Raw genomic sequence first — 16,770 nt, forward strand, 5'->3', positions numbered from 1 at the left:
AAACGTGATCCGCGGAAAATATAAACTTGTTACAAATGTCTATGTGAAGTTTTGCGCCACGAGGTCCGTGGCGCAACACTACTTTTGGTTAGGGTGCATCTTGCTCGGCCAGCCAACGCTCAGCCTCAAGCGCCGCCATGCAGCCCATACCGGCCGATGTGATCGCCTGACGATACTTGTGATCGGTCAGGTCACCCGCCGCAAAGACGCCCGGAATCGATGTTTCGGTGCTGTCGGGTTTGGTCACCACATAGCCGCCCATGTGGGTTTCCAGTGAATCCTTGACCAATTCGTTGGCCGGGGCGTGGCCGATGGCAACAAACACGCCTTTGCACGGAATCTCAGATACTTCGCCGGTGTTGACGTTTTTCACCCGGACGCCTTCGACACCTAGGGGCGAGTCAGTCCCGAAAACTTCATCCAATTGGTGATGCCACAGGGTTTCGATCTTTGGGTTTTTGAAAAGGCGGTCCTGAAGGATCTTCTCGGAACGCAGTTCGTCCCGGCGGTGAATCAGGGTGACCTTGGAGGCAAAGTTGGTCAGGAACAGCGCCTCTTCTACGGCGGTGTTGCCGCCGCCGATCACAACGATTTCTTGCCCGCGATAGAAAAAGCCGTCGCAGGTCGCGCAGGCCGAGACGCCAAAGCCCTTGAACTTTTCTTCAGTCGGCAGGCCAAGCCATTTGGCGCGGGCACCGGTGGCCAGAATAACTGCGTCGGCTGTGTAGATCGTGCCGCTGTCACCATGGGCGGTGAAGGGGCGTTGGTTCAGGTCCAGCTTGTTGATGATGTCACCGATGATCTCGGTGCCCATGGCGCGGGCGTGGGCCTCCATGTTAACCATCAGGTCGGGGCCTTGGATTTCGGTGTGGCCGGGCCAGTTTTCAACCTCGGTTGTGGTGGTCAATTGCCCGCCCGGCTCAATGCCCTGAACCAAAATCGGTTCCAGCATGGCGCGGCTTGCATAGACCCCTGCGGTATAGCCCGCCGGGCCAGAGCCGATGATAAGAACCTTGGTGTGACGTGTTTCGGACATGCTGCGCCCCTTGGCTTGAATCGATTAATCTTGTCCTGCATATAAACAGCCTGCCCGATGGCGGAAACCCCATGGGAGTCGATCACACTTTCGGTTCAAACCTGCTATCGAAGCATTAATAATATTGCGCTTGCGTGAAACATTATTGCGCGCCATGGCCCGTGTGGTATAACAAAGTGGAAAAAGAGGAGTTTGGGAATGCCCGGCCACAGACTGGATCCGATTGATCGAAAGATCCTGTCCGAATTGCAAGCCGACGGTCGCATGACGAACGTTGAGCTGGCGAAACGTGTTGGCATTTCCGCGCCGCCCTGTCTGCGCCGTGTGCGTACTCTGGAAGAACAGGGCTTCATCAAAGGCTATCACGCTGACATCAATTCACGCGAACTGGGCTTTGAGGTGCAGGTTTTCGCGATGGTCGGTCTGCAAAGTCAGGCCGAAGCAGATCTGAGCGCGTTTGAAGACAAATGCCGGTCTTGGCCGCTGGTCCGCGAATGCCACATGCTGAACGGCGAGGTGGATTTCATCCTGAAATGCGTAGCGCCCGATCTCAGCACGTTTCAGACCTTTCTGACATCGGAACTTCTCACTGCCGAAAACGTCGGCAGCGTTAAGACATCGTTGGTCATTCGCGGCGCCAAAGATGATCCGGGCGTCCCGTTCGATGTGTTGGAAGAGCGGCTGAGCCGCTCTGCCTAAGGGTCAGATCGTCACCAAATTGTCGATCACTTCCCGCGTCGTGCGGGTGTAGGTCAATTCTCCGAAATCATCCAAGGCTTCGATGTGCGGGAACATCGACAGGAACAGGCTACGCATGTTCTGGCCCAGTTCGGTCGCGGCATTGCGGCCCGGATGATAGGATTCAAAGCCCAGACTGCCGACCATGATCAGCCCGTGACGCTTGAGCGCGATATGATACAGCTGAACTGAGCTGGGCGGCGTGACGGCAAACACTCGGTCGCCATCTTGGAAATCGATTGTTGGCACCAAAACGGACGCACGGCCAATCAGCGATTTCAACGCTTCGCGGCGCACAACCATTCGTGACGCAGGGCCAAGCAGAATGTGGCTCATGGGCTTGTTCATGCCAAAGGCTTCGCTGGTGACGCGGGTCAGGCTGGTTAGATGCGTGCTGGCACCGCCCGCGCCGGGCACAAAGACGGTGGACCCAATCCAAGCGATCGGCTCTGGCCCGCGGTCTGTTTCGACCATATCGCCGGGCAGTAGGTCTTCGACGGCAACGGGGCCGCGATCGGTGGTAATCAAAGTGCCGCGCGCAAAAGCGCCAGCCGCATCTTCGAACATTGGGACGGCAGGGGCGACAACCTGCTTTTCCAGAATGTCGCCGTTCGAACCAAGGGCCAGCACCTGATATTTGCGCATGACCATGGCCGGGCGCGCATCACGCGCATCGGGCCGCTGGTTCGGGTAGGTTGTCGGGGCCAGTCCGGCAGAAGACAGGCCACGCGTGGTAAGGCTAGACAATGTGAACACCCCTTTTACAGGCTGGTCACTACCGTGCTGGCCCCCACCAACAACAACAGAAGGACACGTTACGGTTTATCTGCATTGCCAGATTGGCCGCAATCGTGGGCTTTTGTCAAAATTGATGCCTGTTTCAGGCCAGGCGAAAGCCCAATCGACGTTTCGCCTCAGCATTGTTCGCGCCGCCGCGACGGTTTTGCCTTATTTCCGAAATTTCGGTCGAATCGCCAACATGTTGGGCGGTGCGTTTTGCGCTCCAGGGCATGGTCGGAGCGGGCTGCATGGCCGAGGCCTTGATTGCAGACTGGGTGAAGCGCGTTTTCTTGCCAAACATGTGGGTCTTCCTTGGTGCTCGTAATGGTCCGCAGTTCCTCGCTGCGTTGTAACGTTTTTGATAAATCTTTGGGGCATGTTTTAGACGCGATAGAGATAATGCGGCGTCGCGAAAGATGCTGTTTCCGTACCGCGCTCAATCTAAAGGTGTGCGCATTGGGCAAACAAAAACCCCGCTGGACAGCGGGGTTGTGTGGTTCGGAAATATGAGCCGTGGAATTCGTGCGGCTTCGGCCTGTCGCTTGGCCGGTACACTGAAGTCCGCTGGGGCGATGCCAGTCAGGCGTCACGTTTCCGTGCTGCCGGTGCTGCTGCGGCGGCGCCGTTTTTCAGGCGCTCGCAGCGTGGCATCGCATTAGGCGGATTTCAGCGTGATGGTCTTGATGTTCCGCTTTGCAACGAATGCTGCACGGCGGGCACCGCGATCCCACGGCATAGCGACTTCGGTGGTCTTCGCGGTTTTCACGATGGACTTAACGAAACGGTTACGCGCTTTCATCTCTGTGTTCCTTTGATGCGATCCCGCGTTCCTAACTGCGCGGACAGGATCAAATTCGCATTCGATTGGGGCGTGTCTTAGGCGAAGTTAGGTTAATTAAAGGAAATATCTGCCTACTTTTGGTCTTAATGGGAATTATCGTTAAGCCATTGTAGAGTAACGAAAGATACCAGATGAACGCATACGATACTTCAATATCGGACAGTTTGTTTCCGCATTGTGTGCAATAACAGGGGTTTAGGCGCGAATGACAGAGATGAGGCGGCCGTAATCTGCCTCTTTTTCGTGGCACGACCGGCGGTACGAATAGAATCTATTCGCGTCCGAATAGGTGCAGTGTCGTGTCCACTCTGCCATGATTCCGACACCGCGCAGACGGTGCAGTCCGAAGGCCGGAAGATCGAACAAGAATCGGTCCCCTTGGCCTTTGGCAAAAAAGCGGCCACTGGCATCGTCTTCGGCCATGAAGCTTTCAAAGAACTCAGGCCCGACCTCATAGGCGCGTTGGCTGATCGACGGACCGATCACGGCACGAATCTTGGCGCGGTCCGCGCCAATGGCGGTCATGGCGTCGACCGTATTTTCCAAGATCCCGCCAATCGCGCCTTTCCAGCCCGCGTGGGCGGCGCCGACAACGCCATTATCGGAATCGGCAAATAGTACGGGCTGGCAATCGGCGGTCAGAATGCCCAAGGCGATGCCCGGCACATTCGACACCATCGCATCGGCCTTGGGCGTCGGGCCTTCAAGCGGGCCATCCACGGTCACAACGTCCGCGCTATGGGTTTGGTGCACGGTCGTCAGCGACGCAACTTCCATCGCATCGGCCACGCGGGCGCGGTTGATGGCCACGACGTCGGATTGATCGGACGACCCGGACCCGCAGTTCAATCCCGCAAAAACGCCCGAGGATGCCCCGCCTTTACGCGTAAAGAACCCGTGGCGAAACGGCGACAGGGAATCGGACGTAATGATCTCGAGCGTCATGCCTCAACTCCGGGCGGAGGGGTCGCCCCCTCAGGATAGAATCCCAAAACTTTGAACAAATGTCCCATTTCTTCGGGATGGGTCAACCGGCGATGTGCGGCAATATGGGCCTCAAGCGCCGGGCCGCTCATGCGGGTGGCCAAGGCCTGCGCCCGCTGCGTGATGCCAAGGCGTTCCAGAAACACGCCTTGCGGCGTCAGGCGGCTGTGGGCGCAACGCGCGGCCTTGGCCAGCGCCTCGAAATCCACATGGGCGGTCAGGTCGGCAAGGCCGGGGTCGGCCAAGGGATCGGTCGTTTTATGCCCGCGCAGGGCTTGAAACGTATCGCCCAACGAATGCCAGTCGCCATAGTCGATGACCAAGGCCGCGCCGCCGTGGTCGGCGATTTTGGCGGTTAGTGCGTCGATGATCGCTTCCGCCGTAGCGCAGGTTTCAACGATGTCGCCGTCTTTGGTGTCAGCCATGCGGTGTTCCAGCGGGGCAAGCGGCGCATCGGCGGTCAGGCCAAGCGTCAGCGCATCGCCATCCAATCCAACCACACGTTCAGACCAGCCGTCTTGGCCACGTTGGAATTGCCGGATCGGCAGGGCGTCGAAAAATTCATTGGCCACGGCGAAGGTGGGCAGATCGGGCAGGGTTGACAGATCGTCGTGCCAAATCGGATCGGCATCCGGCAGGGCGGATTTTTGCGCCGCCCGCATTCGCGGCGAGGCCTCAACCAGATGCAGCTGCGCGGCGTCGTGAAAACCGGGAACCCGCGCGGTGGCGCGTTGAATATCCGCCATCAGTGTGCCGCGCCCTGGCCCCAGTTCAAGCAGCATGAAAGGCGACGGTGCGCCTTGGTCCAGCCACGCCTGCGCCAGCGACAGCCCGACCAATTCACCGAACATCTGGCTGATCTCGGGCGCGGTGATGAAATCGCCATCCGCGCCAAGGGCTGTCTGGGTCGTGTAATACCCGTGCTCAGGATGCAGCAGGCATACAGACATATATTCGGCCAGGGTCATTGGGCCATTGGCTTGAATGCGGTTGACGATATGGCGCTTAAGCGGTGGCATCGGCCCCTTTCCGACGTGTATATAGTATAAGGCCCAATCCAATCAGGATCATCGGCAGCGACAGGATCTGCCCCATGGTCAGCCCGTAGCCATTCAGATGCAGGGCAAGGCCAAGCGGATTGTCCAGCGTCTGGAACTGCGCGTCGGGCTGGCGGACGAACTCTACGACGAAGCGGGCAAACCCGTATCCAGCAAAGAACGTGCCAGCCAGCAGGCCCGGACGTTTCAACGCATTCCAGCGGAAGGCCATCAGGATCAGCAACCCGCCCAGAAGCACGCCTTCCATCGTTGCCTCATAGAGCTGAGACGGATGGCGTGCGCACAATTCGCCAAACGGTTGACCGCAGCTTTGTGCGAATTCACCCGGAAAGATCACGCCCCATGGCAGATCGGTCGGGCGACCCCAAAGTTCAGCATTGATGAAATTCGCAACCCGGCCCAACAGCAGCCCCGGTGGCACGCCAAGCGCCATCATATCGGCGGTCGATGCAATCGGGTGTCCGCCTTTGCGGCAGAACAGGTAGACGGCCAGAATTACGCCCAGCAATCCGCCGTGGAAGGCCATGCCGCCCTGCCAGACCATCAAGATCTCGGCCGGGTGGGTCAGGTAGTAGGCGGGCTGATATAGTAAGGTGTAGCCAAGCCGCCCGCCCGCGATGACGCCGATAATGACCCATGTCAGCAGGTCATCGACCTGTGCCGGGGTCATGGGGGCCGTGTCTTTGGCCCAAATCGTAGGGCGCCGCAGCGCCAAGACGACCAAGCGCCAGCCGATAACAATGCCGACGATATAGGCCAGCGCGTACCAGCGCAGGGCAAACTCAAAGCCGAAAAGCCCGATGCTGAAAATCTCGGGGGCGAGATTGGGGAATGGAATGCCTGTGCTCATATGCGTCTCTGTGCCTCTGGTGGATCGGGGAAGTCAACCTTGTGGATGGGGCCGCGTCGGCCCATATAGGGGCAAGACGTAACGCCGGAGAGACCAATGCAAACGCGCAACAAGGTTTTTGACGATATCTCGCAGTTGTTTACCAATGCGATGGGGGTGGCTCAGGGCGCTCGCGATGAAGCTGAGAACGCCATGAAGTCGATGATGGACCGCTGGCTGGCGGACCGTGATTTCGTGACCCGCGAAGAATTCGACGCTGTTCGCGCCATGGCCCAGAAGGCCCGCGAAGAAAACGAAGCGCTAAAAGCGCGTCTGGATGCGCTGGAGTCGGGCAAGTCCTGACAGTTTTAGACGCATTGCGCGTTTAAACCCACGTTAAGCCAAAGGATGCCACGCTGCGCCCACCTGATAGGAGGCGCCCGTGACATCCCCCCGTACCGGCCGCAAGGCCGCCCGCAAATCTGGCACTGATCCCCTGACGCAGGCGCTGCGTCGCCGCGATTCCCGCGTGATGGATATGGTGCATGCCGCCATTTCCAATGGCGATGTGATGCTGGCCTATCAGCCGGTCGTTCAATCCGCCGATTTTTCCCGCATCGCCTATTATGAAGGCTTCGTCCGGGTTCTGGATGAAACCGGCAGAATCATCCCTGCGCGGGATTTCATGCCAGTGGTCGAAGAACAGGAATCGGGCCGCATTCTTGACTGTCTGGCGCTGGAACAGGGATTGGCGGTTTTGGTCAAGTATCCCGATCTGCGCATCGCGGTGAATATGTCTGCGCGATCGGTCGGCTATCGGCCTTGGTCTGATGTGTTGGACCGGGCGCTTGCCGGTGATCCCAACTTGGGGGAACGGCTGATTCTCGAAATCACCGAAAGCTCGGCCATGGTCGTGCCGGATCTGGTGTCCGGGTTCATGACCGACCTGCGCAAAAAAGGAATCTCTTTCGCCTTGGATGACTTTGGCGCAGGCTTTACCGCGTTCCGGCATTTTCGCAGTTTTCAGTTTGATATCTTGAAAATCGACGGCCAATTCTGCCGAAATATTGGGCAAGATCCCGACAACCAAGTGATCGTCAAAGCCATGCTTTCCATGGCCCGTCAATTCGACATGTTCGTCATCGCTGAACAGGTTGAAGCCCCTGAAGATGCTGCGTATCTTGCCAGTATCGGCGTCGATTGCCTGCAGGGATACCACTTTGGCGCACCAACCGTGTCGCCCCAGTGGCCAACTGCGCAGGAGGGGCGCAGAAGGGCCTGAGACACCCTGTCCGGTTTTTCTGCGCTGCAGAATGGCATATTGACGTCGCGGAACCGGAGGGGGGCCAAGAGTTGCAAATCCGCGCGACGGCTACCTCTCGCCCGATTGGTAGAGGATATAAACCATGACCAATGTCGTTATCGCATCTGCTGCCCGTACCGCGGTTGGCAGTTTTAGTGGCTCATTTGCCAACACCCCCGCACATGATCTGGGATCGGCCGTTCTGGAGGCGCTGGTTGCGCGTGCCGGAATCGAAAAGGGCGAGGTTTCGGAAACCATCCTCGGCCAGGTTCTGACGGCAGCGCAGGGTCAGAACCCCGCACGTCAGGCCCACATCAATGCTGGTCTGCCCAAAGAAGCCTCGGCCTGGGGCATCAACCAGGTTTGCGGCTCGGGCCTGCGCACCGTGATGCTGGGCGCCCAGCACATCGCGCTTGGCGATGCCGACATCGTCTGCGCGGGCGGCCAGGAAAACATGTCGCTTAGCACCCATGCCGCGCACCTGCGCGCTGGTTACAAAATGGGCGACGTGTCCTACATCGACACCATGATCCGCGACGGTCTGTGGGATGCATTCAACGGCTATCACATGGGCCAGACCGCTGAAAACGTCGCCAACCAATGGCAGATCAGCCGCGAAGTGCAGGACGCGTTCGCCGTCGCTTCGCAGAACAAGGCCGAAGCCGCGCAAAAGGCCGGTAAGTTCGACGACGAGGTGATCGCCTTCACCATCAAGACCCGCAAGGGTGACATCGTGGTCGACAAAGACGAATATATCCGCCACGGCGCAACCATCGAAGCCATGCAGAAACTGCGCCCGGCTTTCACCAAAGACGGTTCGGTCACCGCGGCCAACGCATCGGGCATCAACGACGGCGCGGCCGGCGTTCTGCTGATGTCGGCTGACAATGCTGCCAAGCGCGGGATTGAACCGCTGGCCCGCATCGCATCCTACGCCACCGCCGGCCTTGACCCGTCGATCATGGGCGTTGGCCCGATCCACGCGTCGCGCAAAGCGCTGGAAAAGGCTGGCTGGAAAGCCGAAGATCTGGATCTGGTCGAAGCCAACGAAGCATTCGCCGCGCAGGCCTGTGCCGTGAACAAAGACATGGGTTGGGATCCGGCAATCGTTAACGTGAACGGCGGCGCAATCGCCATCGGTCACCCGATCGGCGCTTCGGGCGCACGTATCCTGAACACCCTGCTGTTCGAAATGAAGCGCCGCGATGCCAAAAAAGGCCTCGCCACGCTTTGCATCGGCGGCGGCATGGGCGTCGCGCTTTGTGTTGAGCGTGACTGACAATAGGAAGGGGCGCCGCCAAGGCGCCCTTTTTTATCGAGGGGGCCTTTCGACATGCGAAATGTCGCAGGATTGGCCGCGCAATAATATTGCGCATCATTTTTATTTTCGGTAGCAAAGTTACCGAGCCATTTGAACTGGAGGGAACCCATGGCAAGAGTAGCACTCGTCACCGGCGGCAGCCGCGGCATCGGTGAAGCGATCTCTAAGAAGCTGAAAGCAGAAGGCTACGAGGTCGCAGCCACCTACGCCGGCAATGACGAGAAGGCCGCCGCCTTCACCGAAGCCACCGGCATCAAGACCTATAAGTGGAACGTTGCCGATTATGAGGCCTCGAAGGCCGGTATCGCGCAGGTCGAAGCCGACCTTGGCCCGATCGACACGGTCGTCGCCAATGCGGGCATCACCCGCGACGCCATGTTCCACCGCATGACCCCGGAACAGTGGAATGAGGTTATCGGCACCAACCTGACCGGCGTTTTCAACACCGTGCACCCGGTATGGGCCGGCATGCGTGAGCGTCAGTTTGGCCGCGTTGTCGTGATTTCGTCGATCAACGGCCAGAAAGGTCAGGCCGGTCAGGTGAACTATGCCGCGACCAAAGCGGGCGATCTGGGCATCGTAAAGTCGCTGGCACAAGAAGGCGCACGTTTTGGCATCACCGCCAACGCCATCTGCCCCGGCTATATCGCCACCGAAATGGTTATGGCGATTGATGAATCGGTCCGCGAAAAGATCATCAAGGGCATCCCCGCTGGCCGTCTGGGCGAGCCGGAAGAGATCGCCCGCTGCGTGGCCTTCCTGGCCGCCGAAGATTCGGGCTTCATCAACGGCTCGACCATTTCGGCAAACGGTGCACAGTTCTTCGTCTAAGAAGAATTCCGCTCAAGAACAAAGGGCCGGTCCTGCGACCGGCCCTTTTTCATCCCGTAAGACCCTGTGCACCGGGTCAGCGGGAAATCTTGGACGGGAACATCCAGTTCCAAAGTCCGCGCATCGCGTCGCCGCGTGCTGCATGTGCATTCTGATTGGCGCGTCGGCTCTGTTCCGTGGTCGCAATATCAAACATCTCTGGGCTCCGTTCGGGTGAGGGGGTGATCAATTGAGTTTAATATCGTTCTTGACAGACCTCCTGACAAACGAGAGTTTTCAGGAGTTCACTTAAGCTGAGTTTAACTGATGTCTGACCGCCTGCCGCCTTTGACCGCCCTACGCGCCTTCGATGCGGCGGCGCGGCATATGTCCTTTGCCAAGGCGGCGGATGAGCTGTCAGTAACGCCCGCGGCCCTGTCCTTTCAGATCAAATCGCTGGAAACTCATCTGGGCGCCCCGGTGTTTCGCCGCCTGAACCGGGCGGTAGAATTGACGCCAGCGGGGGAAAAGCTGGCCGATGCACTGCGCGATGGGTTCGATCGGATCACGGCGGGCTGGCGGGCGGCGCTGCGGGAAACGCGGGGCAAATCGCTGACCGTGACGGCAGGCCCGGTGATTACGGCAAAATGGCTTGCCCCCCGGATCTTTGAATTTGCCCGCAACCATCCAGGGATTGAATTGCGGTTTGCTGCCTCAATCCGGCGTATGGATTTTGCCCGTGATGATGTGGATGCCGCAATCCGCTTTGGCACCGGGCCGGATGAGGGGCTATATTCGCATCCATTGCTGGCTGAATGGGTCAGCCCGGCCATGACACCCGCCTTGGCCGAGAAATACAAAACGCCCGGAAGCCTGCTGCAAGCCCCACTGATCGTGGATGAAAGTCTAGAGTTTCTTTCGCCCGTGCCAGATTGGACGGCGTGGTTCAAGGCAAATGGTATGACCGTCGCAGCCCCGTCGGGCGCACGGTTTTCGCAGGCGGATCACGCGATGGACGCGGCCTTGGCGGGAACCGGTGTTTTACTGGCGCGGCGGTCTTTGGCCGCGCATGACTTGCATTCGGGCCGCTTGGTCGCCCCGTTTGATGTGGCTGTCAGCACGAAGGGTCAGTTGCGGTTTGTTTGCCCGCAATCTGCAACAAAACGCCCCGAAGTTGAGGCATTTTTGGCATGGGTTCTAAGCGAGACTGAACTTGGTGCCTCTACTTGGACTGACAAGACTGTGGTCGCAGTCGAAGGTCTGTAAGCGGCGGAGCAGTCACACGGGTTGGGCCGTGTGACCGCGATATGTGAGGGGGGGTTATGACGACAGACGCTCGATCTCTTCCTTCAGCTTGAGCTTCTGTTTCTTCAGGTGGACCAGTTCCAGGCCGTCCGATGCGGGCGCACGCTGGGCCGTTTCCACTTGGTCAGACAGGGTTTTGTGTTTCCGCTTCAGTTCCTGCACATGCGAACTCAACGACATAGATACCTCCTTCTGAATTGTGGTTCTTTCAGTGCATCACAGAAAAACGCACCTGTCACGCCGCAGATGCGAAGGTGTCTACGCAATATTGTTACAAAAATCGGCTAAATGGCGGATTATTCGGGAAAATTGAGCGATTCTCCGTTTCGGAGCACTGCGCTGATTTTTGCCGAATAGTCCTCGCCGTCGCGTAAATGCTGTGCACCGTCATGCAGAACAAGCGGGGCGTGCAGCCGAAAGGGCGCTTTGCCCGCTTTTCGGCCCCGCACGAGGATGAGTCGTGCATCCCGCCCGACGCGCGGGATCAGCGGCCAAAGTTGCACAGACCCCAATTCAGCGGCCATCGCTGCCAAAAGGCGCGGTGCGCTTTCGGCGCGGTGAACAAACGTCGCCGTGCCAAAGGGCCTAAGACGCTTTGCGGCGATCTGCACCCAGGTTTCCAGCGGGGTATCTTCGGCAAGCCCCAGTTCCTTGCCGCCATCGGTGGCGGCGGTGCGGGCGGCGGGGTCGAAATAGGGCGGGTTGGCGATCACATGGTCGAACTGATGCTGCCGAAGGGATGCGGGCAGGGCGCTCAGGTCGGCATTGACGACCTCGGCGGCAGTTTGGTTGCGGGCGGCATTGCGTCGCGCCAGATCGGCATAGGCCGCTTGGCGTTCGACCCCGGCAATGCGCAGGCCCGGCACCCGCGCCGCAGCGCAGAGCATGGCCACACCGCCCCCGCACCCCAGATCCAGCACATGATCCCCGGCTTTCGCAGGCACGCTCGCGGCCAGCAGAACCGGGTCAATCCCGGCGCGATAACCTGTTTTGGGCTGCAATAGCTGCACCTGCCCGCCTAGGAACGCGCTATCGGTCAGCGCGTCATCGGCGAAACGGTCAGCGGTCAAGGGACACCCCGTTTTCAAACAAGACGACACGGGCGCGGTTCAGATCGCCGCTGCGCACCATCAGGCGGCGCGGCAAGATGCCGATTGACCCCTCAAGGATGCTCATGTTTACGTCCAATTCAAAGCTGTCTATACCCTCCTCCTGAAGAAGGGACCGGACCAGTGGAATCAATGTGATATCGGTGGTTCGTAGCAGCTCTTCCATACTGGGGATCTAAGGGCAGGCCCCGCCAATGTCGAGCCTGCAAACGGGAGCGCAATGAGTTTGGACAATCCTTCCGTCAAGCCGCATGACCGGTTGGCCGCGGCGCTGACCGATGACATGAACGCCGTAAATGCGTTGATCCGGGATCGGATGGCGTCGCGCCACGCGCCGCGCATTCCCGAAGTGACCGCGCATTTGGTTGAGGCGGGCGGCAAGCGTCTGCGCCCGATGCTGACTTTGGCGGCTGCCCGGATGTGCGGCTATCAGGGCGACGATCACGTCAAGCTGGCCGCAACGGTTGAGTTTATTCACACCGCGACCCTGCTGCATGACGACGTGGTAGACGAAAGCAAACAGCGGCGCGGGCGGCCTACGGCGAACCTGCTTTGGGATAACAAATCCTCGGTTCTGGTGGGCGATTACCTGTTCGCGCGGTCCTTCCAGTTGATGGTCGAAACCGAAGATTTGCGAGCGCTGAACATCCTGTCCAACGCGGCCGCGACGATTGCCGAAGGCGAAGTGCTGCAACTGTCGGCGGCGCAGGATCTGGCCACAACCGAAGACATCTATTTGCAAGTCGTGCGCGGCAAAACGGCGGCGCTGTTCTCGGCGGCGACTGAAGTGGGCGGCGTCATCAGCCGTGTGCCCGAGGCGCAGATCCAAGCGCTGTTCGATTACGGCGATGCCTTGGGGATTTCCTTCCAGATCGTTGATGACCTGCTGGACTATCAGGGCGATACCAAAGCCACTGGCAAGAACGTCGGTGACGATTTCCGCGAACGCAAGCTGACGCTGCCGGTGATTAAAGCCGTCGCCGCCGCCGATGACGACGAACGTGCCTTCTGGAAGCGCACCATCGAAAAGGGCGACCAGCAGGACGGCGATTTGGAGCACGCGATTGCCTTGCTGCACAAGCACGGCACGCTAGAGGCAACCCGTCAGGATGCGCTGGCCTGGGCCGAAAAGGCCAAGACCGCCATGGCGCATCTGCCCGAAAGCGATTTCCGCAGCATGCTAACCGATCTGGCCGATTACGTGGTCGCGCGGATCAGCTAAGGGCGGTTGCCGCAATCCACCAGTTTGGGTGCTTTTGGCCAAGGGCAGTTGCGGCGCGTGCCGCAGCTTCGTCCGATGCCATGATGGCGAAACACGTGGCGCCCGATCCTGACATGCGCGCCAAAAACGTGCCTTCGCAGGCGGAGAGCGCCTGCAGAACATCGCCGATGACCGGTTGCAGCGCCACTGCGGGCGGCTGCAAGTCGTTGCGCTGATCGCGTAGCCACGCGATGACGTCCGCCCCATCTGCGGGCAAAGGCTCTAGCGCCGGGTTCGTTTTGGACGCCAAGGCGCGGAAAACGTCTGGCGTTGATACTTCGACCCGTGGGTTGACCAAGACGGCCGGCAGACGGGGCAGAGCCAAGGGTGTCAGCACCTCGCCGATGCCTTCCATCCGGGCGGCGCGGGCCGCCATGCAAACTGGCACATCGGCCCCAAGCGTCAGCGCTTCGCCGCCAAAAGGCGTGCCGTAAAGGTCCGACATTCCGCGCAGCACCGCCGCCGCATCCGACGACCCGCCACCGATCCCGGCCGCTGCGGGCAAATGTTTGTCCAGCGTGATCGCGGCGGGCTGGCCGAAGGCCTTTGCCGCCTTCCAACACAGGTTGCGCCCATCGGTCGGCACGCCTTGCGCCATGGGGCCAGTGACCTGCAACTGCATCACCTCGGACCGTGTCAGGGTCAGATGGTCGCCCACCTCGGCAAAGGCCACCAGCGAGTCGAGCAGATGATAGCCATCGGCGCGTTGGCCGGTGACGTGTAGGCACAGGTTGATCTTGGCGGGGGCGAAAGCCTTAGTTTTGGTCATTGGCCTTCAGCGGCGGCTCATCGTCTTCGGCCAAGACCTGATCCAGCCCGACCTCTAGTTTGCGGCGGATGCGGTCGGCGTCCAATTCCTCGGCGGTGGATTCATATTCCACAAACGAGAGGGCGCGGCGCCACTGGAATTCGGCCTCTCGTGTGCGGCCAACGGCCCAATACACATCGCCCAAGTGATCGTTGACGATCGGGTCTACGGCCATCAGTTCAGCCGCGCGTTCCATATGCGGCACAGCTTCGTCATAGCGGCCAAGGCGGTAGAGAACCCAACCAAGCGAGTCGATGATGTAGCCGCTTTCCGGGCGGATCGCGACGGCCTCTTCGATCATGGCCAGCGCTTCATCAAGGTTCAGGCCGCGCTGGACCATGGAATAACCCAGATAGTTGAGCACGTTGGGCTGGCCGGGGTTCAGATCCAGCGCCATGCGGAAATCGGCCTCGGCCTCGTCCCAGCGATCCAGCTGATCCAGAACCGTGCCGCGCGCATAATACAGCGGCCAAAGCTCTGGCGCAGGTTCCTTATACAGGGCAATCGCCAGATCGTAGGATTCGGCAGCCTCGTCATAGCGTTCCATCCGGCGCATCACATCGGCAAGGCTGGAATGAACGGCGGGAATATTGCCATGCGTTGCGGATAGGCTCTCCAAAACCTCGACAGCGGCCTCCATCCGGTCAGATTCCCGCAATGCGGCGGCCCGGCCAAGTTCGGCGGCGTGAAAGGTCGGGTCAGACCGGGGGACGGTTTTGTAGGCTTCCACGGCCAATTCGTACCGCCCCAGATCTTCCAGCAGTTGCGCGGTCAACAGCACCCCATCGGCGTGGCCCGGACGAATGTGCAGCGCGACCCGCGCATACAGCAGGGTAAAGTCGTCATCCGCTTCGTTCGAAAGCGCACTGGCCAGAGTATAGAATGTCTCGGCCAGCCCTTCGCGTGCATCTGCAACAATCGACAGCGTTTGCGGCGTGCGCGATTGTAATGCGGCGCGCAATTGTTCCAGCCCCGGATCAAGCTGATCGCCGAAGGATGCATCCAGCAAGGCGATTGCATCGTCATAACGGTCAAGCTGGCTTAGGATTTCGGTCTGCGCGATGACACCGCGCCGGGTGTTTTGAAGCGGCCCAATGGTTTCGCCGGAAAACAGCGCCTCTGCCCCTTCGAAATCGCCGACCGTCGCCATGGCCAATGCCTTATGATAGGCACCGAAGCTGGCAAGCGTGGGTTCATCTTGGCCGATCTGGTCAAAGGCGGTCAGCGCCGCGCTCATGTCGCCGGTGCCCAGCAGGGCCCAAGCGCGGACAAACCCGTCTGCCAGCGGGCCAACAGCGTTATCGGTGGTCAGGCGGTCCAACAGGGCCTGATACTGTTCGGACTGGCCCAGATGCGCGGCAATCGACATTCGGGCCACGGTGCTTTGCTGCCCCAGCTCTTCCAGTCGTTCCGCCGTAATCAGGGCCTGTTCGATATCGCCAAGCGACAGATAGGCCAGCGTTGCGCGTTCCAGAAATTCGACCCGGTCCGGGTCTTGTTGAATGGCGCGGGCGAAATAATCGGCTGAGGCCGCGTAATCATGTTCGAACCCGGCTTGCCGGGCGGCCAGATAGGCACCAGACAAGGTTTGTGCCGTGGCCGCGTGGCCCAGCCCCAGAACGACAGATAGCAACAGCCCGACAGCCTTGGTGTGCACGCGCCTCTCCTTTTGATTTGTTGCGGTGAAGGTAGTGCGCGGGGCCACAAGGCGCAATGCGCGGCGGCAGGGTTTCGCCGCCTCAGATGCCCCGATGACAAGGATTTGAATCAGTCCGCCCCTTGGCAGTGGTTGACTCGGGTCCGAATCCGCATATAAGCGCGGCTTCATTGGTGTTGGTGGCCCCCGTAAGGGGATCCCTGTCATGCCGCAAGGCAAGAGGACAACGCCCTTCATAGTCGTCCATTCGGGCGTCGATCCAAAGAAGGAGATCAGCCGTGACCAAACGCACGTCTGCCAAGTACAAAATTGACCGCCGCATGGGCGAAAACATCTGGGGCCGTCCCAAGTCGCCGGTAAACCGTCGTGACTATGGTCCGGGCCAGCACGGTCAGCGCCGCAAGGGCAAAATGTCGGACTTCGGTCTTCAGCTGCGCGCCAAGCAGAAGCTGAAAGGCTACTACGGCGACATGACCGAGAAGCAGTTCAAGCGCATCTTCGCAGAAGCCGCCCGTGTAAAGGGTGACACCGGCGAAAACCTGATCGGCCTGCTGGAGCGTCGTCTGGACGCCGTCGTTTACCGCGCCAAGTTCGTTCAGACCGTGTTCGCTGCGCGTCAGTTCGTGAACCACGGCCACGTGACCGTAAACGGTCAGCGCGTGAACATTCCGTCGTACCGCGTCAAAGAAGGCGACGTGATCGAAGTTCGCGACAAGTCGAAGCAACTGGTTGTTCTGCTGGAAGCCGTTCAGTCGGCCGAGCGCGATGTTCCTGACTACATCGAAGCCGATCACAGCAAGATGACCGCAACCTTCGTTCGCACCCCGGGCCTGTCGGATGTTCCGTACCCGGTGATGATGGAACCGAACCTGGTTATCGAATACTACGCTCAGAACTAATCTGGGTCTTAGTGACAGATTGGGGGCCGTG

20 protein-coding genes are annotated in these 16,770 nt (G+C 59.7%); 8 read left to right on the forward strand and 12 right to left on the reverse strand.

The window, feature by feature from the left end; all coding sequences use genetic code 11:
• Positions 1-88: 88 nt before the first annotated feature.
• Positions 89-1,036: a thioredoxin-disulfide reductase gene (gene trxB, locus PRI8871_RS01095; protein ID WP_108884342.1), complete on the reverse strand. Its 948-nt coding sequence runs from the start codon at positions 1,034-1,036 to the stop codon at positions 89-91.
• A 198-nt stretch (positions 1,037-1,234) separates the two neighbouring features.
• On the opposite strand from trxB, the gene PRI8871_RS01100 reads away from it, so the two are divergent.
• Complete coding sequence (locus tag PRI8871_RS01100; protein WP_108884343.1) at positions 1,235-1,735, forward strand: Lrp/AsnC family transcriptional regulator; 501 nt, start codon at positions 1,235-1,237, stop codon at positions 1,733-1,735.
• A 3-nt stretch (positions 1,736-1,738) separates the two neighbouring features.
• Here PRI8871_RS01100 and PRI8871_RS01105 read toward each other — a convergent pair whose 3' ends face one another.
• From PRI8871_RS01105 to lgt, 6 genes are all read right to left on the reverse strand, one after another.
• On the reverse strand, positions 1,739-2,521 hold the full coding sequence (locus PRI8871_RS01105; RefSeq protein WP_245897743.1) for a Hint domain-containing protein: 783 nt from the start codon (positions 2,519-2,521) through the stop codon (positions 1,739-1,741).
• A gap of 133 nt (positions 2,522-2,654) precedes the next feature.
• The gene (locus tag PRI8871_RS01110; protein ID WP_108884344.1) at positions 2,655-2,855 is read right to left on the reverse strand and encodes a hypothetical protein; all 201 of its coding nucleotides are present in this window, start codon (positions 2,853-2,855) and stop codon (positions 2,655-2,657) included.
• Positions 2,856-3,209: 354 nt separating this feature from the next.
• The gene (locus PRI8871_RS19470; protein ID WP_181389335.1) at positions 3,210-3,353 is read right to left on the reverse strand and encodes a hypothetical protein; all 144 of its coding nucleotides are present in this window, start codon (positions 3,351-3,353) and stop codon (positions 3,210-3,212) included.
• Positions 3,354-3,590: 237 nt separating this feature from the next.
• Positions 3,591-4,340: a peptidoglycan editing factor PgeF gene (pgeF, locus tag PRI8871_RS01115; RefSeq protein ID WP_108884345.1), complete on the reverse strand. Its 750-nt coding sequence runs from the start codon at positions 4,338-4,340 to the stop codon at positions 3,591-3,593.
• A complete protein-coding gene (locus tag PRI8871_RS01120) occupies positions 4,337-5,398 on the reverse strand; it encodes a class I SAM-dependent methyltransferase (protein ID WP_108884346.1) in 1,062 nt (353 codons plus the stop codon). The genes pgeF and PRI8871_RS01120 overlap by 4 nt, the downstream gene beginning before the upstream one ends.
• Entirely contained in the window at positions 5,385-6,287 is a 903-nt protein-coding gene (gene lgt, locus PRI8871_RS01125; protein ID WP_108884347.1) for a prolipoprotein diacylglyceryl transferase, read from the reverse strand. Before lgt ends, PRI8871_RS01120 begins: the two co-directional genes overlap by 14 nt.
• A gap of 96 nt (positions 6,288-6,383) precedes the next feature.
• On the opposite strand from lgt, the gene PRI8871_RS01130 reads away from it, so the two are divergent.
• The 5 genes from PRI8871_RS01130 (at position 6,384) to gcvA (ending at position 10,966) form a co-directional block, all read left to right on the forward strand.
• Positions 6,384-6,629 carry an accessory factor UbiK family protein gene (locus tag PRI8871_RS01130; protein WP_108884348.1) on the forward strand — a complete coding sequence of 82 codons (246 nt, stop codon included), beginning with the start codon at positions 6,384-6,386 and terminating at the stop codon, positions 6,627-6,629.
• Between the two features lie 79 nt (positions 6,630-6,708).
• A complete protein-coding gene (locus tag PRI8871_RS01135; protein ID WP_370741844.1) occupies positions 6,709-7,548 on the forward strand; it encodes an EAL domain-containing protein in 840 nt (279 codons plus the stop codon).
• A 124-nt stretch (positions 7,549-7,672) separates the two neighbouring features.
• Positions 7,673-8,848 (forward strand): acetyl-CoA C-acetyltransferase, encoded by a 1,176-nt coding sequence (locus PRI8871_RS01140; protein WP_108884349.1) that lies wholly within the window; start codon positions 7,673-7,675, stop codon positions 8,846-8,848.
• A 150-nt stretch (positions 8,849-8,998) separates the two neighbouring features.
• Positions 8,999-9,721 (forward strand): acetoacetyl-CoA reductase, encoded by a 723-nt coding sequence (phbB, locus tag PRI8871_RS01145; RefSeq protein ID WP_108884350.1) that lies wholly within the window; start codon positions 8,999-9,001, stop codon positions 9,719-9,721.
• 306 nt (positions 9,722-10,027) lie between these two features.
• The gene (gene gcvA / locus PRI8871_RS01150; RefSeq protein ID WP_108884351.1) at positions 10,028-10,966 is read left to right on the forward strand and encodes a transcriptional regulator GcvA; all 939 of its coding nucleotides are present in this window, start codon (positions 10,028-10,030) and stop codon (positions 10,964-10,966) included.
• Between the two features lie 54 nt (positions 10,967-11,020).
• On the opposite strand, the gene PRI8871_RS01155 is transcribed toward gcvA, so the two are convergent.
• The 3 genes from PRI8871_RS01155 to PRI8871_RS01165 form a co-directional block, all read right to left on the reverse strand.
• Complete coding sequence (locus PRI8871_RS01155) at positions 11,021-11,185, reverse strand: YdcH family protein (protein WP_108884352.1); 165 nt, start codon at positions 11,183-11,185, stop codon at positions 11,021-11,023.
• A gap of 116 nt (positions 11,186-11,301) precedes the next feature.
• On the reverse strand, positions 11,302-12,075 hold the full coding sequence (locus PRI8871_RS01160; protein WP_108884353.1) for a tRNA1(Val) (adenine(37)-N6)-methyltransferase: 774 nt from the start codon (positions 12,073-12,075) through the stop codon (positions 11,302-11,304).
• The gene (locus PRI8871_RS01165; protein WP_108884354.1) at positions 12,065-12,280 is read right to left on the reverse strand and encodes a putative signal transducing protein; all 216 of its coding nucleotides are present in this window, start codon (positions 12,278-12,280) and stop codon (positions 12,065-12,067) included. Before PRI8871_RS01165 ends, PRI8871_RS01160 begins: the two co-directional genes overlap by 11 nt.
• 54 nt (positions 12,281-12,334) lie before the next feature.
• On the opposite strand from PRI8871_RS01165, the gene PRI8871_RS01170 reads away from it, so the two are divergent.
• On the forward strand, positions 12,335-13,336 hold the full coding sequence (locus PRI8871_RS01170) for a polyprenyl synthetase family protein (RefSeq protein ID WP_108884355.1): 1,002 nt from the start codon (positions 12,335-12,337) through the stop codon (positions 13,334-13,336).
• Here PRI8871_RS01170 and PRI8871_RS01175 read toward each other — a convergent pair.
• Both PRI8871_RS01175 and PRI8871_RS01180 read right to left on the reverse strand, forming a co-directional pair.
• On the reverse strand, positions 13,329-14,144 hold the full coding sequence (locus PRI8871_RS01175) for a 4-(cytidine 5'-diphospho)-2-C-methyl-D-erythritol kinase (protein ID WP_108884356.1): 816 nt from the start codon (positions 14,142-14,144) through the stop codon (positions 13,329-13,331). The two genes, PRI8871_RS01170 and PRI8871_RS01175, sit on opposite strands and share 8 nt — an antisense overlap.
• Positions 14,131-15,840, reverse strand: coding sequence for a tetratricopeptide repeat protein (locus tag PRI8871_RS01180; protein WP_245897744.1), 1,710 nt, complete (start codon positions 15,838-15,840; stop codon positions 14,131-14,133). Before PRI8871_RS01180 ends, PRI8871_RS01175 begins: the two co-directional genes overlap by 14 nt.
• A gap of 278 nt (positions 15,841-16,118) precedes the next feature.
• Here PRI8871_RS01180 and rpsD point away from each other — a divergent pair, with 278 nt between their 5' ends.
• Positions 16,119-16,739, forward strand: a complete 621-nt coding sequence (rpsD, locus tag PRI8871_RS01185) for a 30S ribosomal protein S4 (protein ID WP_108884358.1) — start codon at positions 16,119-16,121, stop codon at positions 16,737-16,739.
• Positions 16,740-16,770 lie beyond the last annotated feature (31 nt).

This window comes from Pseudoprimorskyibacter insulae, from assembly GCF_900302505.1.
GTDB classification, from domain to species: Bacteria; Pseudomonadota; Alphaproteobacteria; order Rhodobacterales; family Rhodobacteraceae; genus Pseudoprimorskyibacter; species Pseudoprimorskyibacter insulae.